Source organism: Bradyrhizobium sp. 172 (assembly GCF_023101065.1).
Taxonomy (GTDB): Bacteria; Pseudomonadota; Alphaproteobacteria; order Rhizobiales; family Xanthobacteraceae; genus Bradyrhizobium; species Bradyrhizobium canariense_D.
Genome location: NZ_CP064701.1, coordinates 2,243,913 through 2,268,944, shown reverse-complemented (window position 1 = coordinate 2,268,944; position 25,032 = coordinate 2,243,913). Strand labels below are relative to the sequence as shown.

The window sequence follows — 25,032 nt, the reverse complement described above, 5'->3', positions numbered from 1 at the left end:
CTCAGGTCAGACCGGATTTTAGCACCGGCAAGCCGCCGCAGTTTGCGAGATCGAGCGCTCGTTGGAGGAACGAACGCGCAGAGGAAAAATTGCAGGTTTTGTTAGCTCTCTTCTTCGAGCTGGCGGAGCGGCCCCGGCATCAACCCTCAAGCCCCCAAGCCGGGGTCGTCTCTCAGTGCGCCAGCTTCCGCTGCCAACATATCCCGGATAGCTTCCGACCGCCACCCTTTCATCTGCCAAATTGACATAGGCGACCGCTAAATCAAACTGGGCGCCAAGACGGTCCTGGAAAAAGCGGCCCCAGGCAGATGATTCCTGAGGCCGGAAGTTCTACGCGTCCGCTCCGAGACATCGCCCGGAGCTGGAGGCGAACGCACCCAGATTGCCGAATGTTCCCGATCCCCATGGACCTGAGAGCCGGGGCACTGATGCACGTTAAGCCTTCTGCCGATTGTGAAACTGATCATATTGCGAGCCAGAGATGCTGCGGTACGATCATCGCACCGGGGCTGGCTGCATATTTCACCTAGTCGTTTTTGACCCGGAATTTTTGACCGCGCGGGCCGCAGCAGCAGTCCCCCTGCTGCGGCCTTCGTGATCACGGCTCTTAGTACCAATGACTTCGCGTCCTGTGCCATTGGAGAAGGTATTATGCCCAAAGAGAAAAATTGCCTGATTGTTCGTGCTGCGGGAAGACAACTGGACCTGTTACGCGACGAAGCCTCCCGCATCGCAAAAGGCAGTAACGTCGATTGGTGGATCGATCAGGCAGAGGTCGGCACTCGCTTTTGCTTCGAGGATACAAAAGCAAAAGAGTCATTCGCTCTCGCTTGTGACAACTTCGGTATTCCCTGCCAAGACGGCTAGTCCGCAGTTGAGCTGTAAGCCAGCGGCAGGGCCGCACAACCATCATAGCAGTCCAGCCCTATCCGGCTCCCGTGCCTGGAGGTCCGCACCTGATCCGAAGCACGTGAACCGAGCCCGTCAGCGCCGGCGCCGACAGCGGGCCATGAAGCAACGCACTGGCCGAGATAAGGGCCAAGCTGTTCCCGTCTGAACTCGTTGTCACCCGCTCTGAGGCCATCGCACTGAGATCAGATTGCGCTGTGTAGAGCCCGCCTGAATGGGGCGCGAGATCAGAACCAGGTGCGGTTATTTTGGAAGCATGCCTGTTTGGTGCGGTCCCAGATGAAATCCCCGCCGCCGCAGGGTGGACGGGGGCGAGCGGTCGCCGGGCATTCGTTCCGAACCTTGGCTCCCGTGCCCCAGCCGTCGACGACACATGCGCCACCGGTTGTCCTATGACAGCCCTCGCCACAGCCACCCGCTGCGTGCGCCCCACTAGCAGCAGCCAGAACCGTGGTCGCGAGGAGCATTCCTTGTAAGATTTTTATCACGCCAGACTCCTTCGAAGCGAATGACCCGAGCGAGAAGGAACAGATCATAACTCCTGCCGTGCCTCTTAGCTACGATCAGCGCGGCGCGAAGTCCCCGGCTCCCCACGAACCGCTCGATGGATGCGCTCCCCGTTCGAAGCTGTTGATCCAGCATTTTTACAAACTACAACCAGGTCAGCACAGCTGCATTTTTCGAATCATCCACCTGTCTCCGGACTGGAGGGACGTTCTGTTCCCGAGGCGCGTGTGAGCCACTTTGCCTCGGTCCTGCTCTTGCTGGCCAACTTGATGCTAACGCTATGTTTCGGCTTGGCAGCGTGGCGCGTTTCCGACGAGGGGACGCTGGTAAACCCGTAGCATTGGCCTAGGCTGGATGCAAACCTCGGCCAACTGACATATCCGCGTACCCCTCGCATTTTGATCTCGCGGGCTGCTGAGCGCAGGCGACCACCTGCCCCGCTATGCGCCGCGACGCTGCTACGCTCTCAACGGCAAGGCGGTCCTGAAGCATATGACGTCTAGAGTGGGTCACGAGCGGCCTTTGGTGTCCCAGGCTGCTTACTTCCGCTTGAGCTCCGGGGACCATCATCAGCGCCGGTCAGAATGTCCGAGATGGGCCCAACAGCAGACTCGTGCAGCGCAGAAGATCGTTATTCAATCACCTCGGCCGAGCAGCGTCGCAGGGAGATCGATGCCGAGCGCCTTGACCTTCGAGAACATCGGAATGCTCCCGGTCCTCAACCCGGAGGTCTGCAATCGGTGGTCATTAGCGGACAATCAACTCGTCAGCCCTCGCGACCAAATGCTGAGGAACAGATAGGCCCATATCTTTGGCAGCTTTGAGGTTGATCGCAAGATGGAATTCGCTCGGCCCTTCGACGGGCAAATCACTTGGCTTTGCCCCGTTGAGGATCTTCTCGACGAAATATGCGCCCCGACGCCATATTCCATCAATTGTAGGACCAAAGGCAAGCAGTCCGCCGCTCTGCACCCATTCTCGATATTCATGGGCGTTCGGAATTTTGTTTTCTATTCCGAAGTCGACAATCCTCTTCCGATCAAAGACGAACATCGGATCGGTGACGGTAGTCATCGCATCAATCATCGGATCCTGCCTTTTGCGCAGGATTGAAGCAAACGCGACCTCAAATTCCGGCGGTGAACGAACTTCAAACGTTCCACGATCACGTCGACATTCTGCCGGACCAGATCGGCAGCCATCCCAGGCAGAAGTTCCGAATGTCCTTTTGCCTCCCGCCATTCGATGGTGAGATTGTTGCCCTCCGAATAGCCGCGATCACTTAATTCGCGAACGAAGCCGTTTACCCAAGGATAGCTGCAAATTAGCCGTCAGATATCCAATGCGGTAAATCTTTTTAGATTGCGCGCTTGAGCCGCCAGCGGCCACACCGCAGCGCCGCCGAGTGCCGTTATGAACTCGCGCCGCTTCATGTCTGATGCCTCGGCAAAGGTAGAGACAACCTATCACTCGCCCCAAACTAACACATTGGGACTGGCCGGGCATGACTTCTGCCACAGAATCTCGAGTACGCCTGCCAGCCGCGCGATGTGCGGTGCGGGTTCAAAAGCGAAAACCTCAACGCGAGCATATTCAGTCCGCTAAGCCCCATGGAACGGACCTCAATGAGACGTGGATGGGCCACTTGCAGACATCGCGCGAGCGGTGTGCATTTCGAGGCAACCGTATTTCGCTTTCGGACGCGTGCAGCAAGATCAAACGCCCACCCTCAAAGAGGATGGGCGCGTGGTGACTTACGACATGATGACGTCCTACTTCTTCTCGGCGCTGGCTTCCTTAGCTGGAGGCGGCTTCATGCCGACGGTCAACTGGCGGATTTTTAAAGCGCCGCCTTCACGTATGTCGATGGCGCCCCAGAACACTGTAACCTTGGTGGCGTCGCCGCTCTTAGGGTCCTTACCGAAGATGTCGGTCTCGCCGTTGGCAACGACCAGATCGTTGTTGATGACCGACATGTTGCCGACTCTGATCTCTATATGATCGGTGCCGTTCTTGAAGTTGTTTTCGTATACGGTCTTGAGATCGGAAAACACACCGCCCGGGTTGATCTGGACCCCGTCCTTTGTATAGAGCGCAGCGACACAGGCCGCGTCTTTCTTGGCGACGCAGTCGGTGTAGGCGACGGCTAATTTTTCGGCCTCCTGCTTGACCTCATCGGCCAGTGCCGGTGCAGAGATGAAGGCGGAAGAACACAATGCCAAGAGCAATGAACGTCGCTTCATAGCAACTTCCCCTCTGGTTGTGATGCACAATTGCATCGCGACGTCCTCCTGACGTAGGACGTCGCGTTGCATTTGTTCCGGGGGGCATTCTTTCGTTAGGCTGTAATACTACGAGTATATGCCACTTTGCACGGCTTGGCGCGCGCCAACTTTGATCATCGACGACGGAGGCGGCATTCCTTCGAGAATGCGGCGAATGCGGTCGGGAAAGACAGGCAAGTTGACGCATGTGACAGATGAAAGTGTCTTGCTCGACGCGCGCGATGGCCTTGTTATCCAGATTGTTTACCAAAGCGGCCGGCAAACGGCCCAAGCAATTGCTGGATCGCTATCAAGCGGCCAGAGGCACGCACATCCCGATCCAGCTACTTGTGCGCGACCGCACCGCTCGATAGGCCCACTAGTGAGAGGGAGTCTCGGAACTCGGCCTGCGGGACGCATAATGCGTTGCACTATCACTGATCTTGTCGGGGACCCATTCCTCCGCGGTTGAGTCCCAATGATGAGTGTCGTCGAAGTGTTTCCAGAGTGGCCGCTTTGGCTTGCTTTCACCCTTCTGTCGGTCTGCATTCAGTGTGCGGAGTTGGACGACGAGCACCCCAGCCATCATCACCCATTCGCGAGCGCTATATCGGGAGTTCCATTTGATTGCGGCGAGCATTGGATGCCTCCTTTAAAGTAAGAAGCCTCTGCCACATTAGGGTGGGCCAAGAATGCAGGGATATAAACTACCTCACAGTTTGCCAACATCTTCGACATAGCCGCGGGCGATCTCACTGCGCGGCGACTGTAACCTACGTTCGTTCGGTACTCGGGCGTCATTTGCCGGGCCATCAAAACGCCCGCGACGATGTGTAGGATTGTTTTTTGGTCGCAAAGGCACGTCTCTCTTAGAGAGTGGATTTTATCGATCGTAGGTGCGCTCTCCATGGAGGTCAGCGCATGCTCCGTCCAAGGACGACTTCGGGTCAAAATGCGAAGAACTCAACCGGAGCAAATCTGGTCCGCCTTGCCGTACAGAGCGGACCTCAACGAAGCGCTCAGCGAGTTCGCTGACGCGCCATTACCGGAAGTCACGAAATGGACTACAGCTACTCCTACTACCGTCAGCGATTAATATCTAACGCGAACTGGTTCACACCTGTACGAGAGGGTCAAACGTAATCGCACGATACCAAGTCCTCGCGCTCCTAGCGTATGTGCGCTAGTTCGATGCGAAGGTCCAAGAAAGCGTCGAATATCCACCTCAACCGCGCTTTCCAATGATCCCAAAAACGATTAATCTCTTCCTCTTCACGCAATTCGGAAACTCGATCGGAGAATAAGCCACACGATAAAATAGATGGGAGGAACCAATGGTGAAGAGAGCGATTACGCTCGGCGGCGGCGGACCGGCAGCAGGGCTACACATCGGGGTTCTGAAAGCACTTGCTGAGGACGGCAAGACGTTCGACGATAAGTCTGATGTGTGGGCGTTGTCCTGCATCGGCGCCTGGGTTGGCATCGTCTACAATCAATTCGATGAAGAAAAAATCAAAAAAGAAAACAAAAGCAGAGCCGAGCTGACCTATGAATTCTTCAGGGACGGCGTGTTTCGGGACGATGAAGGCTATGAGCGTTTCCCCATAAACACCGTATTCGGGACGGATTGGAACGCCAACATCAAGGCCTTCCAGGACTTCGTCACCGATCCCAAAAGTTACAGTGATTTCCGATGGCAACCGTACAAAATGATGGAACAGATCCAGGGCAACATGTCCGCTTGGTTCAATCGTCTGCCTCGTGGTGAACAACCCTTCAAGGAATGGCGCGAAGGAGACATCAACAACTGGATACTCAATAAGGTGCTCGCACCTAATCCACTTGTCCGATACCTCACCTCCCTGGTGTACTTGTCCAAGGTCAACGGCCTATCCAGGATCAACTATCCGGATAGCGAGTTTATGAAGAGCATAAACTTCGACGAGCTGAAAAAGGACGGTATGCCACACATCTATCACAACGCCTGGAATCTCGACGAACAGAAGCTGGCGTTGTTTTCCAATCGTCGGATGAAGGAGGACGAGAAAAAGCAGTACAGGGGAGCTATCGACTCACGCAGCCTGTGTGCGTGTTCGTCTCTTCCCTTCGTCGAAGGGACGGTTGAGATCGACCAAGTTACATATTGCGAAGGGGCGTTAGTCGATACTGTGAACTTCGATAGCTTGCTCGAGGAGCACCCTGATTTGGATGAAATCTGGGTGAGCCGGATCGTCGATGCGAAGCAAATCCGCGTTCCGGAAAATCTTCACGATGCACTAGCAAATCTCTGCCAACTGTTTGCGGCAACGGTCGGTGAGGATGACGTCAAGCTTTTCAAATATCACGTCAAAGAGGCGCACACACTCGACAGAGCAGCCGAAGCCGGAATACTCGAGAAAGCGGTCGAGTGCGGGATGCTCGACAAACCAGCCGTGGACAGGAGGAACGGGAAAACGCCTTGGAGAGGCGTAGTCGTCGAGATTCACGTGCCGGGGCACATCAATTTCAAGTGGAACCACAGCAATCTCGAAAATTCGATAACGCTAGGATACGCCGCCGCTAAACAAGCAATCGATGCATTTAACAAAGCGGAAAACGAGATTAAGGCGAATAGTAAAGACGACAAGCTGCTCAAGCCCATTTTCATAAACGAGAATCCACAGGACGACCCGAATTGGTTAGAGCTGCGAGATCGTACTTATGCGGCTCTAAAGAGGGCGGCTAGTGGTGCCAAGCCCAAGTAAGCAGATCGCGTTGCGATTTAAATCTGCGCAAGCGTTGTCCCGGCTTGATCACCGTAGCCCATCGAGAAGCACCTTTGCCACCTTTAGATCATGCGTCTCGAACCCTTCGGTGAAGCTGGCATAAATCGGCGCGAGAAAATTGAGCGCTTCCTCGCGTCTGCCCTGATGGATCCACAGAGCAGCTTGGTCCGTTGCGGCGCGGAGCTCAAGCGTCCTGGCGTGTTGACTTCTTCCCGTGCTCAATGCCCGGTCGAGCAGCGCCTGCGCCTCGGCTTCCACGGCCGGTCCACCGCGGGCGACCAGCACCCGTGCCTTTAGACGATACAGTTCGGCTTCTAGGATTCGTTCGCTGTTACGGTTAGCTGTAGCTAGGCCGTGCTCGATCAACTCCAGCGCGGCCTCGTAGTCGTGACTATTTAACAATGGCGGACACAACAACACGTCGAGCGCGGTGATGGCCAGCTGATAACCGGCGCTGCGATATCCGTCCAAGACGGCACCGATCTCCCCCAGTGCGCTGGGTGAAGGATCGAGCGAAGCCACGCATATGCCCCGAAGGGCGCGCGCCAGGCGCCATTGCCGGAATCCATGTTCCTCGGAAAGGGCGATGCAACGTTCGGCATGACCTTGCGCGACCAGGAACTCGCCGCGAAGCGCGTGAAGAATGCATGCGTAGTAACAGGCATACGCCTGGGAATGCGGATGACTTATAGCGTCTGCGCGCCGAATGGCAGCGTCCATTCGCACAATTGCCGTATCGGGCTGGCCGAGCAGCCAGAGCGCCCACGACATCAGCGCCAGGTCCGCCACGCCGGCATCCTGGCCGGCCGAACGCGCCGCCAGCCTGTCGTCCTCGCTGCTCGCCTCGAACGCTTCATAGGCGCGTCCAATCGCTTCATGGGCACCGGTAAGCTGTCCCATGAAGAGGCGGATCATTGCCTGCCCGCGCATCGCGTTGAGCAACGCCGGTAGATCGTCGCGCGCTTCGGCGAGCTGGAGCAGGGCCGCGATCGTTTCCTCGGCGACCGGCAACTCACCGCGCATTACGCTCGCAGTGGTCAACCAGAACATCACCTGGAGTTGCTCGGGAGGGTCTCCCAGGCGCTCGCACAGCTCGCGCGCGCGGGCAAAGGTTGCCATCGCCTTGTTCGAGGCTGGCCCTTGCGTAGCGATCAGGCAGGGCCCAAGGGCGAAGTGGAAGGCAAGTTCCAGCTTATCCTTTCCGGCGCCTTCTGGCAGATGGCCCGAGGCCTCGATACCCCGCTGCAAGTGTGCGATGGCTTCAAGGTTGGCCGAGCGCATGGCGGCCTTCTTGCCTGCCTGCAGCCAATATGCCTCCGCCTTTTGAAACAGGCCGGCCTCTGTCAGATGATGCGCAAGAGTTTCGGGTTGAGTCTCCACAAGGTCCGGGAACCGTTGCTCGAAGGCACCCGCGATCGCAGCATGCAGCGCTGCGCGTCGGCTCTTCAGGAGTCCCGAGTAGGCAGCGTCCCGCACAAGCGCGTGCTTGAAGGTATAGATTGCCTGCGGTATCTCGCCCCGGCAGAATATCAACTCCGAGCGAACCAACTGAGCAAGCGCCTCCTCAAGTCTCTCTTTTGACAACCCGGCTACGGTGCTCAGCAGTTCGTAGGAGAACTCGCGACCCACCACAGCGCCGATCTGAGCCACCTCCCTCACTGGAGCCAATCGATCGAGCCTTGCCATCAGCGATGCGTGCAAACTCGTTGGAATCGCCATCGGGGGGAGAGGACGGTTGAGGACGTAGTGATCGTCCTGTTCATTTAATAGCCCGGTTTCGAGCACCGTCTTGGTCAGTTCCTCCACGAATAGGGGCACGCCATCGGTGCGGGCGAGGATCTGGTCCATTACCTCTTCCGGGAGCGTCTTGCCAGCGGTGACGCGCTCGATTAACGCCGCCCCGTTGCGTCGGTTCAGCCGCGTGAGCGAGATCGTCGTCACATGCGCATGACCTGGCCACGGCGGAGTGAACTCTGGCCTCGCCGTGATGAGCAGCAGCCCCCGAAGCCGGGGTAGGTGTTCCAAGGTCATCGTGAGCAGCTCCAGCGACGTCGGATCTGCCCAATGGACATCCTCTACAATGACGAACACCGGCTGTCTTGCGGCCAAGCCAGTTAGCTGGGACAAAAACGCCGCTAACGTTAGCTCCTTGCGCTTCTGCGGGCTCAGCTCTGGCATACGGTAGCGGTTACTCGGTGGAAGGGACAGAAGGTTGGCCAGAGGTAGCAACACGCGGTCGGCATCAGCCCGCACGAGCAGAGCCTCGAGCTTAGCGAACTTCTCTGCGGGCGGGTCGCCCCGCTCGAACCGGGCAGCGCGTTCGAGCTGGCGGGTGAAAGGATACAGCGCACTGTTGGTGTGGTGCGCCGAGCAGAACTGGCGCACCGTTATATGCGGTTCGCCTTGGAGCCGCTCCTCAAGCGCCAGCGCAATGTGCGACTTGCCGATACCGGGCTCTCCGGTGAGCATCACCGCGCAACCTTCGCTACGCCTGGCGTGCTGCCAGCGACGCAAGAGCATCTCGATTTCCTCGTCACGCCCGATTGGCGGCGCCAATCGAGATTTGTGCTGTGCCTCGAAGCGGCTTTCCACTTCGGTTGTTCCCAGTACCTGCCAGGCTGGCATTGGCTCGGCCCATCCTTTAAGCGCGACAGGGCCGAGATTGCGGAACTCGAAATGCCCATCAGTGAGCCGGTGCGTACTTTCGGAAATCAGCACGGTACCGGGATTGGCGAAGGTCTGCAGGCGCGCAGCCAAGTTTGGCGTCTCGCCAATGACCGTCTGCTCTTGAGCTGAACCTTCGCCGGTCAAATCGCCCACGACCACCATACCGGTAGCGATGCCAACGCGAACCTGCAGCTCGGTGGCGGGTTCTGTCCGGAGGCTAGCTACGGCATCGACCAGCGCCAGCCCGGCGCGTGTCGCTTGTTCGGCATCATCCTCGTGGGCCTGGGGATAACCGAAATAGGCGAGCACGCCATCTCCCATGTACCGCGCGATAACCCCTTCATTCCTGGCAACAACCTCCGCGATGCAGCGGTGATAGGTGCCCATTACGGCCCGCAGGTCCTCCAGATCAAGGCGGGCCGCAAGTGCCGACGAGCCGACCAAATCGCAAAACATGATTGTAAGCTGACGCCGGCCGGCGTGATCCGTCGAGGCCGGCTTAGCGCCCGCTTGAGGCGTTCGCAGGACCTCTCTCTGAAGTTCTACGATCGCGCGCAGCATCTTGCGGCGATGCCCAAGCAGGACGCCCAAATCCTTTAAATCCTGCTCCGTGAGATCGCGAACGACCGAGAGGTCGATGGCGTTTTCGCGGAATCGCTCGGCGTACTCGCCCAAACCGATCGATGCTAGCCACTCTGCAATACCTGCCATGGTATACCTATGGCTTATACGATGAGAATAGCACATTGGAGAGGCTTGCGAAGGCACATCTGTCGACCGAAGCGCCGGACGTCTTGCCCAATGTAACACAGTGGCCCAGGCGAAAAGTGAACGCCGCTGGGCGCGATGTCTGTTAGGGGTCAAAGTGCGAAGAACTCAACCTAAGCAAATCTGGTCCGCCATGCCTCATTAAGCGGACCTAGTCGAGATGTGCCGGTACTTCGCTAACGGGCCATAAGCGGGCAATCAATGCATGCCTCGTTAAGGGACCAGAAGCCCTCATACCGAACAGCTCCCCCTCATCACCGAATCCCTTGGCACCTGGAGCTAAATGCGTAGACTGGGTCCGACCGAGCCAGGAGGGAGATTTGGCGATAGAGCGGCCAAATCGACGGCTGACGACGATCCTGGCGGCCGATGCAGTCGGCTAGCCCCCGCTGCAGCTTGCACGCTATCGGCTTCAGATCGACCTTGCGTTCGTTCAGCGACCTCGCACAGTTGATGTCGACTAGGGTGAAGAAGAAAACCTTCCTATCGGTCGCCCTAGTGGTGTTGTCGTAGCCAAAGTAAGGCTCCAGTTCCTCGCAGAGGAAATGGGCCCAGCATATCCGTGCCGAGCGACAGACCCTGAGCGGCGTAGGCGACGCCAAAAACTGCGAGACAGAGGGTGCGGCCTTGGACGAATGGAGGATGAACCGTGCGCGTCGTTCTGAAAGGAATTCATAAGGTCAAGAGACGGCTCGCAAATGGCGAGACGAAAGTACATTGCTACGCATGGCGTGGGGGCCCCGCCATCCATGCGCAGCCCGGTGCGCCAGACTTCGTTCGAGAGTATCACGATGCGCATGCGAGCCTTCGGCAGCCCCGCGCCGGCACCTTCATGACGATCGTTGCGCAGTACAAGGCCGCACCAGAGTTCACCGGACTAGCGGCATCGACCCGTCGTGCGTACCTCGCCTACATTAAGCTGATCGAAGATGAATTCGGCGACCTGCCGGTGGCAGCTCTGGCCGATCGTCGAGTGCGTGGTGAGTTCAAGGCCTGGCGCGACCTGTTCGCCGAGACACCACGTAAGGCGGACTACGCCTGGACCACGTTGGCGCGGATCATGTCGTTCGCAAAAGACCGCGGCATCATCGCGACCAACCCATGCGAGCGCGGGGGCCGCCTCTACGTAGCAGACCGCAGAGACAAGATTTGGACCGAGCAGGACATCGCAGCGGTTCTTGCGATCGCCTTTAGCGAGATCCAGCCCGCCTTAGTCCTGGCGTTGTGGAGTGGCCAGCGCCAAGGCGACTTGCTGCGACTGCCCTGGTCCGCCTACGAGAACCCCTACATTCGCCTGCGCCAGTCTAAAGGCGGGCGGCGCGTCGCGATGCCAGCCGGCGCGCCTTTGCGAACCCTTCTCGATATCACCGAGCGCCGAGGCCCCCTGATCCTGACCAACACGCTCGGTCGGCCATGGACGTCGGACGGCTTTCGCACGTCCTGGGGAAGGGCATGTGAGCGCGCCGGTATGGGTGAACTGACCTTTCACGACCTGCGCGGCACGGCAGTGGTGCGCCTCGCAATCGCAGGCGCCAGCGTGCCACAGATCGCAGCCGTCACAGGTCATTCGTTGAAAGACGTCGAGGCCATTCTCGATGCGCACTACCTCGGTCGCGACATTCAGCTCGCTGAAGCTGCGGTGGTGAAGCTCGAAGCGAGAACAAAACTGTAAACGGTGGTGTAAACGGCGCTGGTTTTGCCGTTTGCTCAGCCCGCAAAGTGTTTGAATTATATGGTGGGCGCACCAGGGCTCGAACCTGGGACCCGCTGATTAAGAGTCAGCTGCTCTACCAACTGAGCTATGCGCCCGAAAGGCGGTTAAAGCCTTGCGAGGCCGGTCGTTTAGCAAAGCGATCCGGGTCTGGCAAGCGATGGCACGTAAGTTTTCCAAGGGTATGCCAAGGGTACGCCAAGGGTACGCCAAGGGCGTGCCCACATCCCCCAAAAAAGCGAAAAGCCGCTGGATTCCAGCGGCTTCGCCAGGGTTGATCGCGGCAACCCTTGTAGGCTCAGAGCCGGCCCTCGCGGTCCCGGTCCGGGCCATCGTCGCGGTCGAAACGGTCGCGGTGGAAGTGGTCCATGCCGCGCTCCATCATGCGGTCCATGCCACGCTCCATGAAGTGGCGGCGCGGGCCGTCTTCGCCGCCGCCGAACGGGCCGCGGTGACGGGTCAGCACGGCGAGGCGCCGCTTCTGGCCCTCGTCGAGGGTCTTGTAGAGCGGATCGGCGGCATCGGCGATCTTCTTCAGGGCCGCCGACGTTGCCCCCATGTCCTCGGCGCGCTGACGCAGGCGGGCGACCGGATCCTCCGGCCTGACGGCGTCCTTGTTAGCGTCCTTGCCGGCATCGCCGGCTCCGGCATTCATCCGCGCATTGGCGCGGTCGATGCGCAGCTTGGCGAAGTCGCGCACGGCGGCCTCGACCGGCGGCCACAGCTTTTCCTGGTCGGCGTTGAGCTTCAGCCCGGCATGGACGGCAGCGATCCGCGCGTCGACCATGGCGGCGCGGTCTTCCGGGTTCATGCGGATGTGGCGCATGTGCTCGTGCATCCACGGGCGATGATACTGGGCATAGACCGCGCCCGAGCCGGCGATGCTGAGCACGGCGATGGCGGCGATGGTGAATTTCCTCATGCGAACTCTCCTCTGGAAGGATGTCGTGAGGATGAGCGCAGCGCGGCTTACGCGCAACTTACAACTTGGACAGGGAGCGAGTCCTTTCCAAGATGTAACGCTCCTGAATTTTAGTTCAGTCGCAATCGGAATCATTCGCAACAAAAGGGGCTTCCGCGCCAGGCACGGAAGCCCCTTTCAACCTCCGTTCAAATCAGTTCGTCGTGCTCTTCGCTTCCTTCTGGAACTCGTCGATCAGCGGCTGGCCGACGCGGCCTGCGGCGTCCTTGTAGACCGGCTCCATGGCCTTGCGCATCGCCTCGTCCTGCTCCGGCGTGAGCTTGATGATCTCGCTCTTGCCGCTCTTCCTGATCTCGGCGAGCGCGTCCTCGTTCTCCTTCTGCGACTGCGTATTGTTGAAGTCGGTCGCTTCCTTCATCGCCTTCGTCAGCTGGTCGCGGATGTCGGCCGGCAAATCGTCCCAGAACTTCTTGTTCACGATCACGACGTAGCCGATGTAGCCGTGGTTGCTCTCGGTGATGTACTTCTGCACCTCGTGCATCTTCTGGGTATAGATGTTCGACCAGGTGTTCTCCTGCCCGTCGACGACGCCGGTCTGCAGCGCCTGGTAGACTTCGCCGAACGCCATCACCTGCGGCAGCGAGCCGAGCGCCTTGAACTGGGCCTGGAGCACGCGCGAGGACTGGATGCGGAACTTGACGCCCTGATAGTCGGCCGGCGTCACCAGCTTCTTGTTGGCGCTCATCTGCTTGAAGCCGTTGTCCCAATAGGCGAGGCCGGTGATGCCCTTCGGTTCGAGCAGCTTGAGCAGCCTGGCACCGAGCGGACCTTCCGTCACCTTCCGCAGCGTCTTCAGATCAGGCAGGATGTAGGGGAGATCGAATACCTCGAACTCGCGGATGCCGAGCGGGCCGAACTTGGAATTGGACGGCGCCAGCATCTGCACGCTGCCGAGCTGGAGCGCCTCGAGTTCTTCCTTGTCCTTGTAAAGCGTCGAGTTCGGGTAGATCTCGACCTTGACCTTGCCGCCGGTGTACTTATCGGCGAGCTCCTTGAATTTCTCCGACGCCTTGCCCTTCGGCGTGTCGGTGGCCACCACGTGGCTGAACTTGATGATGATGGGCGACTGGGCCGATGCCGGCCCGGTCAAGCCAAGTGCCAGGACCGCGATGGACGCAGCGATCGCGAAGGTGCGCATAATCTCTCCCTGTTGTTATTTGGGCCACCGGGCGCGCGGGTGGCCTATGCCGTCAGCATCAATACAGGTCGACATCACCAGCTGCTATTGGTCGTTAGCAGGGCAGCCATTCATGGTGAACGCCGCAAGCACCGCCTCTCCCGCTTCCGGAAGAGGCGGTAGTAGCCACCTCAGCTCGCCGCCGCGGTCGTTACGGTGTCGCGCTGGCGTTTCATGACGATCTTGTTGAGCGCGCCGAGATAGGCCTTTGCTGAGGCCACCAGCGTATCCGGATCCGCCGCGCGCGCGGTCATCGCGCGTCCCTCGTGCGACAGCCGCACCGAGACTTCGGCCTGCGCGTCGGTGCCTTGGGTCACGGCGTGGACCTGGTACAGCTCGAGCTTGGCTTCGTGCGGCACCAGGCGCTTGATGCAGTTGAACACGGCATCGACCGGCCCGTTGCCTTCGGCCTCCTCGATCTTGATCTGGCCGTCGACATCGAGCTTCATCGTCGCGCGCTGCGGGCCATGGGTACCGGCGATCACGGTCAGCGAGGTCAGCTTGATGCGGTCGTGCGAAGCCGCCATCTCCTCGTCGACCAGCGCCTCGATGTCCTCGTCGTAGATGTCCTTCTTGCGGTCGGCCAGCGCCTTCATCCGCGTGAACGCATCTTCCAGCTGGTTCGGACCGAGCTTGTAGCCCATCTCCTCCAGCTTGTGCACGAAGGCGTGGCGGCCGGAATGCTTGCCCAGCACCAGCGAGGACTGCTTGAGGCCGACCATCTCGGGCCGCATGATCTCGTAAGTGGAAGCGTCCTTCAGCACGCCATCCTGATGGATGCCGCTCTCATGCGCGAACGCGTTGCGGCCGACGATGGCCTTGTTGTACTGCACCGGGAACGAGGTCGCCGCCGACACCACCTTCGAGGCGCGGGTCAGCTGCGTCGTGTCGATCTTATTCCAGAAAGGGAATTTGTCGTTGCGCACGTTGATCGCCATCACGATCTCTTCCAGCGCGGCGTTGCCGGCACGCTCGCCGATGCCGTTGATGGTGCACTCGACCTGGCGCGCGCCGCCAATGACGCCTGCCAGCGAGTTCGCCACCGCCATGCCGAGGTCGTTATGGCAGTGCACGGAGAACACCGCCTTGTCCGAGTTCGGCACGCGCTCGATCAGCGTCTTCATGAAGTGGGTGTATTCGTCGGGCGTGGTGTAACCGACGGTATCAGGAATGTTCACCGTGGTGGCGCCAGCCTTGATGACGGCTTCGACGATGCGGCACAGATAGTCCATCTCGCTGCGGGTGCCGTCTTCGGCCGACCATTCGACGTCGTCGATCTGGTTGCGGGCGCGCGCGACCATGGCCACCGAGGTCTCGAGCACCTGCTCCGGGGTCTTGTTCAGCTTCACCCGCATATGCAGCGGCGACGTCGCGATCACGGTGTGGACGCGGCCACGCTTGGCGAATTTCACCGCTTCTGCGCAGCGGTCGATGTCGGCCGGATGGGCACGCGACAGACCGGCGATGACGGCGTTCTTGGAGCGGCGGGCGATCTCGCTGACCGCCTGGAAGTCGCCTTCCGAGGTAATGGGGAAGCCGGCCTCGATGACGTCGACGCCCATATCGTCCAGCATCTCGGCGACCTCGAGCTTCTCCTCGAAGGTCATGGTGGCGCCGGGGCACTGCTCGCCGTCGCGCAGGGTGGTGTCGAAAATGATGACGCGGTCCTTATCGGACTTGTTCACGGGGGCCATTTGAATTTCCTTTTGAGCTTTTTGCGCCGTCAGTCTTCTGGGCGCTTGAGGTGTCCGGTGATCTCGACCAACCCCTGAGCGCCCAGGCGCATGGCGCCCAGCCGGCCCTCAGGGGCAAGTAAGAAGAAGCCCGCCAATCAGGAGGGTAGGCAGCAGCGCGGCCGGGATCGCGGCGGCGGCAAGAGCCACCTCCCCCGAAATCCCATCGATTTGGCCGCGAATCAGCATTACCGGACCCTTTGAGCCCTCAAATCCTCGGTCAAAACCGTTGACGGTTGGTTGCCGGGAGGCTCGATGCGTCGTTTCTAGACGAGAAATGGCAGCAACCGCAACGCCAAAAGATGGACAGAAGGGCTGACATGATCGCAGCGCCGGATGCGTGACCGGTGCCAATTGTTTGGCCGACCGAACGCCGGCAAGGCGGTCAAGCTATGCCGAGCGGCGAGCGCGAGCCCTGCTCTCCCAGCGGTTCAGCATCTGACCGAGCTCGCTGGTGGCAACCGGCGTAGCCGTGCCAGCGATCGCGATATCGTTGGTGTTGGCTGGTGCGTTGGCACTGAGCCAATCCGGCTCGCTGTACTCACGCCAGCGGCGCGCCTCGGCTCGTCTTTTTCGGGAGACGTAGTCGCGGGTGAAATAGCCGGCCGCAAATGCAATCCCGAGCAGCAAAACCAGTACGACGACAGCGACCACAGTAAACTCCGACTTACGCCCCGAATGACGTTCTGCCAGCATCGCGCAGGAGGTCAAGGCTTGACATTCCCCTGCTTGGCAATGTCCCGAAGACAGCTCCGGTAAACCCCGTCACGCCTGATGAATTTGTCGTTTCCATGTTCGACGTTGCAGCGCTTTGCCGCCCCGATCTCGCTGAGGATGCGTACCTCCCCCTCGCAACCGTCATCGGACCGGACTAACCTTGCCCTGCTCGGCCGGATCAACCGGCTAGCCGAACATGACCGGGAGGACGCGATGACACGCCAAAAGCAGCGTGACCAGGATGCTGCGCTTTCACGACGAACGCTCGTTCAGGGGTTTGCGCTCGGCGCCGCCACTTTTGCCGGCGCCGGCTCCGCGCTGGCCCAGACCGGACCAGCCGCACCGCCGACGACGATTACCACCCCGCCACGCGATTTCGGTCCCAACGGCGCGCCGACCACCTATTTCTGGGACCCCGATGTCGTCACAGTCGATCCGTCCTTCAACGATCTCGCGCAGCCCAACACTGCGATCAAGCGTCTCTATACGGGTTTGCTGTGGGCTGAAGGCCCGGCGTGGAGTGCACAGGGCCGCTATCTGCTATGGAGCGACATTCCCAACAACAGGCAGATGCGCTGGAGCGAAGACGACGGTCGCGTCAGCGTGTTCCGCTCGCCGTCCAACAATTCCAACGGCAACTCGTTCGATTTCCAGGGCCGTCAACTTTCCTGCGAACATTTGACCCGGCGGGTGACGCGTTATGAACATGACGGCACCGCGACCGTGCTTTGCGACAATTACAACGGCAAGAAGCTGAACTCGCCGAACGACGTCGTCGCGCATCCTGACGGCAGCTACTGGTTCACCGATCCGCCCTATGGCGGCCAGCTCTACGAAGGTGAGCCCGATGCCGTGGGCGGTCCGAGCAATTCCGGCGGCAAGCTCAATCCTCGGATTGGACAGCCGGCCGGCTTCGCACCGGGCAAGCGCGAGCTTCCGACCAATTGCTATCGCATCGACCCTAGCGGCCGTGTCGATCTCGTCGTCACCGAGGAGCAGGTGCCCGATCCCAACGGGCTGTGCTTCTCGCCGGACTTCAAGAAGCTCTACGTCGTCTCGACTGGCAAGGGACCCGGCGACACCGGCCCCGGCGGCAAGGGCGAAATATTCGTGTTCGACGTCGGCGCCGACAACAAGCTCACCAACCACAAGCGGTTCAGCGAGTGCGTGATTGACGGTGTGAAGTGCGGACCGGACGGCGTGCGCTGCGACGTCAACGGCAATGTCTGGGCCTCCAGCAATGCCGGCCGCGCCGTCGGCTACAGCGGCGTGACGACGTGGTCGCCGGAGGGCAAGCTGCTCGGCCGCATCCGGTTGCCCGAAGTGTGCGGCAACGTCTGCTTCGGCGGCCCCAAGCGCAATCGCCTGTTCATGGCGGCGAGCCAATCGCTCTATGCGGTGTACACGGCCACGCAAGGCGCCGGACCGGGCTGAGCCCGCGCGCAAGATCGCAAGCACGGGCGTCGGCGTGGATCGCCGGCGCCCGCGGTTCCCTGATCGCAATCAAATTACGCCGCGGGCAAATCTCCGCCATTAATCCAACGAAGATTGAATCGCGCGGCAAGGCCGCAGCGCGGTGCAAAGGCATGATGCTCTTCGTTCTCGCGCCCGACTTGAACCGGGAGTTGCGCGATGCGCCGTATGCCGAACGACACCATCATCGTCAGCGTGGGGAACCAGCAATTCGTGACGGAGTTCGGAGACCCGGGCCTTCCGAACGGAGGCCGCGGCGGCAGCGACAAGATGATCGCGACCGTCGACGGTGGCAACGCGGTCCTGATATTCGTTGGCGACGACCAGACCCTCCAAGGACATTCTCACGGAGGAGGCGACCATCTCGCCGCGACCGTCACAGGCTTCGGGGACTACGTGTTCCTGGACGGCGATGCGCAGGCGATGTCCGGCGACGCCCATGGCGGCAACGATGTACTTCATGTCGATGCATCGACATCGATCTACGCGTCTCTCGGCATTTTTGGCGATGCCGAAACCGCCATGTCAGCCGACACGGGGGGCGGCAATGACGTCGTCATTGCATCGATGGGAAACAGATCGTCCGGCACGTTCGGCGGAGATTCCGGCAGTTCCATGAGCGATCACGCGCGTGGCGGCAATGATATCCTCAGCGTGACCCAGGGCGGCAGTTACGGCGGCGCTTCAATCTCCGGCGATGCCCTCGTCTCCATGAGCGGCGATGCGCACGGCGGCAACGACATGCTCATCTACACCGTCGGTGCCCCAGCCCGATCCGGCGGCGCGTCTCTGGTCGGAGACGCCGGCTACATGAGCGACGATACCCGTGGCGGCAACGATATCCTGATCGCGACCGTCGACGGCAACCCGGACTCCACGTCCATCGTGCTCGTCGGAGACGCCTCGAACATGTCAGGCAATGCGCATGGCGGAGATGATATCCTCCTCGGCAGCAGCCGCGACGATTTCCTGTATGGCGACGCACAGACCTACGCTCCGTTCACAGCCGGCTCGATCACCGGCGGCAAGGACATGTTGAATGGCGGTGGCGGAAATGACCAGCTCTGGGGCGGACCGAACGACGACAGATTCGTCTTCGACAAAAATTCGGGCCTGGACGTGATCAACGATTTCGACCAGGGCAACAAGGCTGTCGGCAGCACGGCGCGAGAGCATGATTTGATCAATTTGCACGATTACGGCTTCGCAGACTGGGCGGCGCTGAAAAGCCTGATCAGCGATGACAGCACAGGAAACGCGGTGATCCACCTGACGGCGACCGATACGATTACGCTGGCGGGAATCCATACCGCGGATCTCCATGCGAAGGATTTCATTGTGTAAGGGAGCATTCATGCGCGTTGTGATCTGCGGCGGCGGCGTGATCGGCGCCTGCATCGCCTGGTTTCTCCGCCGCCGTGGCATCGAAATCGTCGTCGTGGAGCGGGCGGGCGTCGCGGCCGCGGCGTCAGGCAAGGCGGGCGGCTTCCTCGCGCGCGACTGGTGCGAGGGCTCGCCGCTCGATGCGCTGGCGCGACGGAGCTTTGCGATCCATGCGCAGCTGCCGGAACAGATCGCAGGCGATTGGGGCTATCGCCCGATTACCGCTTATAGCGGCTTCGTTGCCGCCGATGGCCACCCGCGCCGGGATGCACCGTCCGCGCTCGGCTGGCTCAGCAACGGCGTCATCATCGCCCAGCGCATCGGCACGATGGAGACCGCCGCGATCGTTCACCCCAAAAAATTCACCGCAGCCGTGATGAACGCGGCGCTCGCGGAAGGCGCCGAGTTTCGTCCCGGCCAGGTGACCGGCATCATGCGCGATGCGAACGGCACCACCGCGACGGGCGTCGAGGTCGACGGCGGCATCGTCGAGGCGGACGCCGTCGTGATCGCGATGGGACCATGGTCGCTGCTCGCGGCGCAATGGATGAGCCTGCCCGCCGTCTACGGCCAGCGCAGCCCGAGCATCGTGTACGACACCGGCACGGATGCGCCGGCCGATGCGCTGTTCCTGGAGTATGAAGAGAATGGCAGTGCCGTGTCGATCGAGGTCTTTCCTCGCGCCGACGGCAGCACGCATATCACCGCTCTCTCCGACATCGCGCCGCTTCCGCTCGATCCGGCGGCCGTGACGCCGGACAAGGACGCGATCGCGCGCCTGCAAACCATGTCCGAGCGGCTGTCGCCGCTGTTCCGCTCCGAGAGGATCATTGCGCAACAAGCCTGCTTCCGGCCGGTGACACAGGACGGCCTGCCGCTGATCGGCAAGGTGCCGCGAAGTGAAGGTCTGTATGTTGCGACGGGGCACAATGTATGGGGCATCCTGAATGCGCCCGCCACGGGCGAGGTCATGGCGCAACTGATCGCGGAGGGTGCGACGCGCAACGTCGACATCTCGCCATTCGATCCGGCCCGGCTCGCGCCGCTCGATCCATCGCTGCTGCAAGCGCGCTGAGCCGACGCGACGGCATCGCAATTCAGCGTTCCGGTTGCTGTGCGCCCGCGATAGCTGCGCATGCCTACCGACGAAATCTGCATGCCTCCGCGTGAAACGGGTCCGACAGCTTTCCTGCCCGCTATTGCCCAGCGCTAGACTTTAGTTCGTGCCTCACAATCCTGAACGCGGTTTCACTTGCCGAGAATGTCTCCGCCGGTATAGTCGCGGCATAATGGCTCATAAGAGGCCTGTTAAGGGAGAGAACAAGATGAAGAAACCGCTCTCTGTTGCGTTGCGAATAGCACTCGGTACCGCCGCGGCCGCTGTGTTGATGACGTCAGGCGCGGCGCTTGCGGCCGACCCGATCAGGATCGGCGTGATCGCGGAAGCGCAGGCGATTGCCGGCGCCTCCATCCCCCAGGCGGCACAGCTCGCCGCCGACGAGATAAACGCCAATGGCGGCGTCGACGGCCGCAAGATCGAGATCGTCTCTTACGACAATCATTCCTCCTCGGCAGATTCAGTGCGCGCCTTCCAGCGCGCGGTGAACGAGGACAAGGTCAATGCGGTCATCGCCAGCTACATCAGCGAAGTCGTGCTGGCACTGGAGCCCTGGGCCTCGCGGCTGAAGACGCCGTTCGTCACGCCCGGTGCCGCCTCCAACGAGATCAGCAAGAGCGTCCATGCCGACTACGAGAAGAACAAGTACACCTTCCACGGCTATCTGACCTCCGCCGCACTGGCGCTTTCCGTCTGCGACGGCGCCAAGGACCTGCTCGTCGACAAGATGCACATGAAGACCGCGGTCATCATGAGCGAGGACGCCGCCTGGACCAAGCCGCTCGACATCGGCTACGAGGAATGCCTGCCCAAGATCGGGCTGAAGGTGCTCGACCACATCCGCTTCTCGCCCGATACCACCGACTTCACGCCGATCTTCAACAAGATCGAAGGCTCCAAGCCCGACGTGATCATCACCGGGATCTCCCATGTCGGCGTGCAGCCGACGGTGCAGTGGAAGAACCAGCAGGTGCCGATCCCGATGTTCGGCATCTCCTCGCAGGCCACCAACGAGACCTTCGGCAAGGACACCAATCAGGCGGCCGAGGGCGTACTCTACCAGGGCGTCTCCGGCCCAGGCGTCGCGGTGACGCCGAAATCAGTGCCGTTCGCCGAAGCCTTCAAGAAGAAGTTCGGCAACTATCCCTCCTATGCCGGCTACACCGCCTATGACGAGGTCTACTACATCGCCGATGCGGTGAAGCGCGCGGGCTCGACCGACGCCGACAAGCTGGTCGCCGCTCTGGAGACGACCGACTGGGAAGGCACGATCGGCCGTGTCCAGTTCTACGGCAAGGACGATCCGTTCACGCACTCGATCAAATACGGCAAGGGCCTGATCACCGGGCTGATGCTGCAATGGCAGGACGGCAAGCAGAGCGCGGTCTGGCCCAAGGAAGTCGCCAAGGTCGACGTCAAGTTCCCGAGCCTCATCAAGCTCTCGAACTAGCAGGACACGCTCCCGGGACCAGCTCCCGGGAGCTTCCACATGCGGCCCCCGCAGCACGTTGCTCCAGCAACATCGTCTCTCATAAATCGGATTGCCAACCCTAGATGCGTGCTTTCCAGATTCTGATCGATGGCTTTGCCATCAGCGCTCTCTATGCTCTCGGTGCCACCGGCTTCACGCTGATCTTCGGCGTCTCCGGCGTCCTCAACCTCTCCCACGGGGCCATCATGGTGGCGGCAGCGGTGGCGGCCTGGGCTGCCGCCAGCATCCTGAATGTCGGCACCTATGCCGGCGCACTGATCGGCGTCGGTGTCGCCCTCCTTACATCCTTTGCGACCTATTTCGCGGTGGTGAAGCCGATCCAGGATTCCCGGCGCATCCCGAATGAAGAGAAGGAGATCTTCGTCCTCACCGGCACGCTGCTATGGGGGATCATGATCCAGGAGGTGATCGCTTATTTGTTCACCAACAACGCCAAGACCGTGCTGCCGATCGTCGAGGGCGTGGTCGAGATTCTCGGCGTCCGCACGCCCAGGAACGAGATCTTTACCGCGATCGTGTGCTGCTTCGTCATCGCTCTGTTGTGGCTCCTGGTGAACCGCACCCGCACCGGTAAGGCGGTGCTGGCGGCCTCGATGAACCCACGCGGCGTCACCCTGCTCGGCCTCGAGCTCACCAACATCTACGTCGTGGTGTGGGCGATCTACGGCATCCTCGCCGGCATCGCCGGCGTGCTGCTCGGAATGTTTCTCGGCGTCAGCTCCTACAGCGTCGGACCGCTGACCGCGAGCGCGTTCTCGATCGTCGTGCTCGGCGGCCTCGGCAGCGTCTCCGGCTCGCTGATCGCAGCCTTCGTGGTCGGCTATCTCGAAACGCTCACGGCCTATCTGGTCTCGCCGGCCTACCGCACCATTCCGGCGCTGCTGCTGCTCGTGTTCGTGATGTACATCCGGCCCCAGGGCCTTCTGGGGAGGCGCTGAGATGGCCAGCTTCTTTACGACACGCCTGTTCTTCATCTCATTCGCGCTCGTCGTCATCGCGGCGACGCTGCCGCTCTACGTCTCCGGCTACGTGCTCGGGCTTCTCACCGTCGCCTTCTATTTCGGCGTGTTCGCAATGGCGTGGGACCTGCTGTTCGGCTTCGCCGGCGAGGTCAATTTCGGGCCGACCTTCCTGATCGGCGTCGGCGCCTACACCGCCGGCATCCTGAATGCCCAGTTCGGCTGGTCGGTTTACGCTTGCATCGTGCTCGGCGCGCTCGCCTCCGTCATCGCCGGCCTCGTGCTGGCGTTGCCGGCGCTTCGGGTGCGCGGACCGTATTTCGGCCTGACCACGCTGGTCGCGGTGCTGATGCTGCAGAATTTCATCGTGGTGTTTGCCGACCTCACCGGTGGCGAGATCGGGCTGACCATTCCCGACGTCATCTCCATCAACGCCGGCGTCAATTACTGGATCGCGCTCGGCTTCATGACGATCTCGGCGGCCATTCTCTATGGCCTGTCGCAATCGCCTGTTGGCCTGGTGCTGCAAGCCAGCGGCCAGGACCCGGTCCAGGCCGGCGCGCTCGGCTTCAACATCGTCAAGCACAAGCTCGCCGCCTTCATCGTCAGTGCGTTCTTCTCGGGGTTATCAGGCGCGCTGCTGGTGTTCTACTTCGGCACCGCCTCGGTCGGCACCGTCGTCGACGTCGCGGTCGGCGTCAACGTGATCGTCTCAGCCGTGCTCGGCGGCCGGCGCACCGTGCTTGGCGCGGCACTCGGCGCGATCTTCCTGATCGTCGCCGGCGAGTTCCTCAGGCCCACCGGCGAGCTTGCGACCTTCATCGTCTCGGCCGTCGCGCTGCTCGTCGTGCTGTTTTTCCCCGGCGGCTTCCTCGGAGCGGCCCTCTCGCGTGAGGCGCGCTCGTGATGGATATGCGATCTTCAAACCGGGCCGTGCTCGAAGTCCGCGGCCTGACCAAGCGCTTCGGCGGATTGACGGCGGTGAAGAACCTGGGCTTCGAGGTCAATAGCGGCGAGATCTTTGGCCTGATCGGCCCGAACGGCTCGGGCAAATCGACCGCGATGAAGAGCGTCATGGGCATCGAGCGCCCGACATCAGGCGAAGTCGTATTCGAGGGCGAGAACGTCGCGGGCTTGCCGGCGCACAAGATCGCGCGCAAGGGCTTTGGCATGGTGTTCCAGCATTCGCGACCGCTGAACCGGCAGACTGTGCTGGAGAACATCATGGTCGCGCTGCTGCCGGACAGCCTGTTCATGCTGTTTCCGGACAAGGCGCTGCTCGAGCGCGCCAAATGGATCGCCGATCGCGTCGGGCTCGGCAACGTGATGAACCGCCGCCCGCCGACGCTGCCCTTCGCCGACCTGCGCCGGCTCGAGCTGGCCAAGGCTATCGCGCGCGATCCCAAGGTCGTGCTGGTGGACGAGCCCTTTGCCGGGCTGACGCGGGCCGAGGTCGAAATGTTTTCCGACCTGATCCGCAGTTTCCGCGACGAGGGCCGCGCGGTGATGCTGGTCGACCACAACGTCAAGAGCGTCGCGGCGTTGGTCGACCGCGTGCTCGCGATGTATCTCGGCGAGGAGATCGTCACCGGCAAGGCCGAGGACGTCATGAAGAACGAGACGGTGCGGCGGGTCTATCTCGGCGGCGCCATCGAGACCCATGCGCGGCCCGAGACCAGCTTCAAGGACAAGGTGCCGCTGCTCCAGGTCGAGAATGTCAGCGTGTTCTACGGCAAGGCGCAGGCGCTGGAGAACGTCTCGATCCACGTCCATGAGGGCGAGTTCGTCTCGATCGTCGGTCTCAACGGCGCCGGCAAGACCACATTGTTCAACACCATCTCGGGCTTCCTGCCTTATAGCGGCGAGATCGTGCGCAACGGCGAGAAGCTGCGCGGCACGACGCCGGCGAAGATCGCCCGCAGCGGCCTCGTGCAGTGCCCGGAATCGCGCGAGCTGTTCGGCGAGATGAGCGTGCGCGAAAACCTCGATCTCGGCGGGCAACATCTGGCCGACGACAAGCGCGCGGCACAGCTCGCCTGGCTGTTCGAGCTATTCCCGATCCTGAAAGAGCGTCAGGGCCAGATGGCGCAAACGCTCTCCGGCGGCGAGCAGCAGATGCTTGCGATCGGCCGCGCGCTGATGATGCAGCCGCAGATCCTGATCCTGGATGAACCGACGCTGGGTCTCGCCCCCGTCATCCTCGAACTCCTGTCCAAGGCCCTAACGAGGCTGCGGCAGACGACGTCGATTACGGTGCTGCTCGGCGAGCAGAACGTGACCTTCGCGCTTCCGCATGCCGACCGCGTCTATGTGCTCGAGCATGCGAGGATCGTCTGGGAGGGCGATCCGGGCCGCTTCGCCGCGGAGGCTGGCGCCGATTTTCTCTAGTTCGCCCATACCAACAACAA

The 25,032-nt window shown here is 61.1% G+C and carries 17 protein-coding genes and 1 tRNA gene; 10 read left to right on the top strand and 8 right to left on the bottom strand.

Translation table 11 applies throughout. The features are described 5' to 3' along the window. The first annotated feature begins 651 nt into the window (after positions 1-651). Positions 652-867: a hypothetical protein gene (locus tag IVB07_RS10710; protein WP_247294782.1), complete on the top strand. Its 216-nt coding sequence runs from the start codon at positions 652-654 to the stop codon at positions 865-867. A 1,296-nt stretch (positions 868-2,163) separates the two neighbouring features. On the opposite strand, the gene IVB07_RS10705 is transcribed toward IVB07_RS10710, so the two are convergent. Next, entirely contained in the window at positions 2,164-2,502 is a 339-nt protein-coding gene (locus IVB07_RS10705; protein WP_018460464.1) for an ABC transporter substrate binding protein, read from the bottom strand. A 686-nt stretch (positions 2,503-3,188) separates the two neighbouring features. Further along, complete coding sequence (locus tag IVB07_RS10700) at positions 3,189-3,659, bottom strand: nuclear transport factor 2 family protein (RefSeq protein ID WP_018460466.1); 471 nt, start codon at positions 3,657-3,659, stop codon at positions 3,189-3,191. 1,355 nt (positions 3,660-5,014) lie between these two features. Between IVB07_RS10700 and IVB07_RS10695 the strand changes: the two genes are divergently transcribed. Next, complete coding sequence (locus tag IVB07_RS10695; protein WP_247294790.1) at positions 5,015-6,424, top strand: patatin-like phospholipase family protein; 1,410 nt, start codon at positions 5,015-5,017, stop codon at positions 6,422-6,424. 48 nt (positions 6,425-6,472) lie between these two features. On the opposite strand, the gene IVB07_RS10690 is transcribed toward IVB07_RS10695, so the two are convergent. Continuing rightward, complete coding sequence (locus IVB07_RS10690) at positions 6,473-9,823, bottom strand: adenylate/guanylate cyclase domain-containing protein (RefSeq protein WP_247294791.1); 3,351 nt, start codon at positions 9,821-9,823, stop codon at positions 6,473-6,475. 706 nt (positions 9,824-10,529) lie between these two features. Between IVB07_RS10690 and IVB07_RS10685 the strand changes: the two genes are divergently transcribed. Continuing rightward, complete coding sequence (locus IVB07_RS10685; protein ID WP_247294793.1) at positions 10,530-11,552, top strand: tyrosine-type recombinase/integrase; 1,023 nt, start codon at positions 10,530-10,532, stop codon at positions 11,550-11,552. A gap of 61 nt (positions 11,553-11,613) precedes the next feature. Here IVB07_RS10685 and IVB07_RS10680 read toward each other — a convergent pair. From IVB07_RS10680 to IVB07_RS10660, 5 genes are all read right to left on the bottom strand, one after another. Continuing rightward, positions 11,614-11,689 (bottom strand) — tRNA-Lys (locus tag IVB07_RS10680). Between the two features lie 200 nt (positions 11,690-11,889). Next, a complete protein-coding gene (locus tag IVB07_RS10675; protein ID WP_018457502.1) occupies positions 11,890-12,513 on the bottom strand; it encodes a Spy/CpxP family protein refolding chaperone in 624 nt (207 codons plus the stop codon). Between the two features lie 193 nt (positions 12,514-12,706). Next, the gene (locus tag IVB07_RS10670) at positions 12,707-13,711 is read right to left on the bottom strand and encodes a TRAP transporter substrate-binding protein (protein WP_018457501.1); all 1,005 of its coding nucleotides are present in this window, start codon (positions 13,709-13,711) and stop codon (positions 12,707-12,709) included. A 170-nt stretch (positions 13,712-13,881) separates the two neighbouring features. Next, positions 13,882-15,444: a 2-isopropylmalate synthase gene (locus tag IVB07_RS10665; protein WP_018457500.1), complete on the bottom strand. Its 1,563-nt coding sequence runs from the start codon at positions 15,442-15,444 to the stop codon at positions 13,882-13,884. Between the two features lie 429 nt (positions 15,445-15,873). Continuing rightward, complete coding sequence (locus IVB07_RS10660) at positions 15,874-16,137, bottom strand: hypothetical protein (RefSeq protein WP_018457498.1); 264 nt, start codon at positions 16,135-16,137, stop codon at positions 15,874-15,876. A 276-nt stretch (positions 16,138-16,413) separates the two neighbouring features. Here IVB07_RS10660 and IVB07_RS10655 point away from each other — a divergent pair, with 276 nt between their 5' ends. From IVB07_RS10655 to IVB07_RS10625, 7 genes are all read left to right on the top strand, one after another. Next, positions 16,414-17,634, top strand: a complete 1,221-nt coding sequence (locus IVB07_RS10655) for an SMP-30/gluconolactonase/LRE family protein (RefSeq protein WP_018457497.1) — start codon at positions 16,414-16,416, stop codon at positions 17,632-17,634. A gap of 198 nt (positions 17,635-17,832) precedes the next feature. Next, positions 17,833-19,017, top strand: coding sequence for a hypothetical protein (locus IVB07_RS10650; RefSeq protein ID WP_247294795.1), 1,185 nt, complete (start codon positions 17,833-17,835; stop codon positions 19,015-19,017). A 10-nt stretch (positions 19,018-19,027) separates the two neighbouring features. Further along, the gene (locus IVB07_RS10645; protein ID WP_247361242.1) at positions 19,028-20,131 is read left to right on the top strand and encodes an FAD-dependent oxidoreductase; all 1,104 of its coding nucleotides are present in this window, start codon (positions 19,028-19,030) and stop codon (positions 20,129-20,131) included. 250 nt (positions 20,132-20,381) lie between these two features. Further along, on the top strand, positions 20,382-21,623 hold the full coding sequence (locus IVB07_RS10640; RefSeq protein WP_247767633.1) for an ABC transporter substrate-binding protein: 1,242 nt from the start codon (positions 20,382-20,384) through the stop codon (positions 21,621-21,623). Positions 21,624-21,727: 104 nt separating this feature from the next. Then, on the top strand, positions 21,728-22,603 hold the full coding sequence (locus IVB07_RS10635) for a branched-chain amino acid ABC transporter permease (RefSeq protein ID WP_018457493.1): 876 nt from the start codon (positions 21,728-21,730) through the stop codon (positions 22,601-22,603). Between the two features lies 1 nt (position 22,604). After that, the gene (locus tag IVB07_RS10630) at positions 22,605-23,531 is read left to right on the top strand and encodes a branched-chain amino acid ABC transporter permease (RefSeq protein WP_018457492.1); all 927 of its coding nucleotides are present in this window, start codon (positions 22,605-22,607) and stop codon (positions 23,529-23,531) included. Continuing rightward, positions 23,531-25,012: an ATP-binding cassette domain-containing protein gene (locus tag IVB07_RS10625; protein ID WP_026233383.1), complete on the top strand. Its 1,482-nt coding sequence runs from the start codon at positions 23,531-23,533 to the stop codon at positions 25,010-25,012. The genes IVB07_RS10630 and IVB07_RS10625 overlap by 1 nt, the downstream gene beginning before the upstream one ends. The last annotated feature ends 20 nt before the right edge of the window (positions 25,013-25,032 follow it).

Coding starts and splice junctions, on each gene's coding strand:
- IVB07_RS10710 (WP_247294782.1), top strand. CDS start 652: ATGCCCAAAGAGAAAAATTGCCTGATTGTTCGTGCTGCGGGAAGACAA.
- IVB07_RS10705 (WP_018460464.1), bottom strand. CDS start 2,502: ATGATTGATGCGATGACTACCGTCACCGATCCGATGTTCGTCTTTGAT.
- IVB07_RS10700 (WP_018460466.1), bottom strand. CDS start 3,659: ATGAAGCGACGTTCATTGCTCTTGGCATTGTGTTCTTCCGCCTTCATC.
- IVB07_RS10695 (WP_247294790.1), top strand. CDS start 5,015: ATGGTGAAGAGAGCGATTACGCTCGGCGGCGGCGGACCGGCAGCAGGG.
- IVB07_RS10690 (WP_247294791.1), bottom strand. CDS start 9,823: ATGGCAGGTATTGCAGAGTGGCTAGCATCGATCGGTTTGGGCGAGTAC.
- IVB07_RS10675 (WP_018457502.1), bottom strand. CDS start 12,513: ATGAGGAAATTCACCATCGCCGCCATCGCCGTGCTCAGCATCGCCGGC.
- IVB07_RS10670 (WP_018457501.1), bottom strand. CDS start 13,711: ATGCGCACCTTCGCGATCGCTGCGTCCATCGCGGTCCTGGCACTTGGC.
- IVB07_RS10665 (WP_018457500.1), bottom strand. CDS start 15,444: ATGGCCCCCGTGAACAAGTCCGATAAGGACCGCGTCATCATTTTCGAC.
- IVB07_RS10655 (WP_018457497.1), top strand. CDS start 16,414: ATGACACGCCAAAAGCAGCGTGACCAGGATGCTGCGCTTTCACGACGA.
- IVB07_RS10650 (WP_247294795.1), top strand. CDS start 17,833: ATGCGCCGTATGCCGAACGACACCATCATCGTCAGCGTGGGGAACCAG.
- IVB07_RS10645 (WP_247361242.1), top strand. CDS start 19,028: ATGCGCGTTGTGATCTGCGGCGGCGGCGTGATCGGCGCCTGCATCGCC.
- IVB07_RS10640 (WP_247767633.1), top strand. CDS start 20,382: ATGAAGAAACCGCTCTCTGTTGCGTTGCGAATAGCACTCGGTACCGCC.
- IVB07_RS10635 (WP_018457493.1), top strand. CDS start 21,728: ATGCGTGCTTTCCAGATTCTGATCGATGGCTTTGCCATCAGCGCTCTC.
- IVB07_RS10630 (WP_018457492.1), top strand. CDS start 22,605: ATGGCCAGCTTCTTTACGACACGCCTGTTCTTCATCTCATTCGCGCTC.
- IVB07_RS10625 (WP_026233383.1), top strand. CDS start 23,531: ATGGATATGCGATCTTCAAACCGGGCCGTGCTCGAAGTCCGCGGCCTG.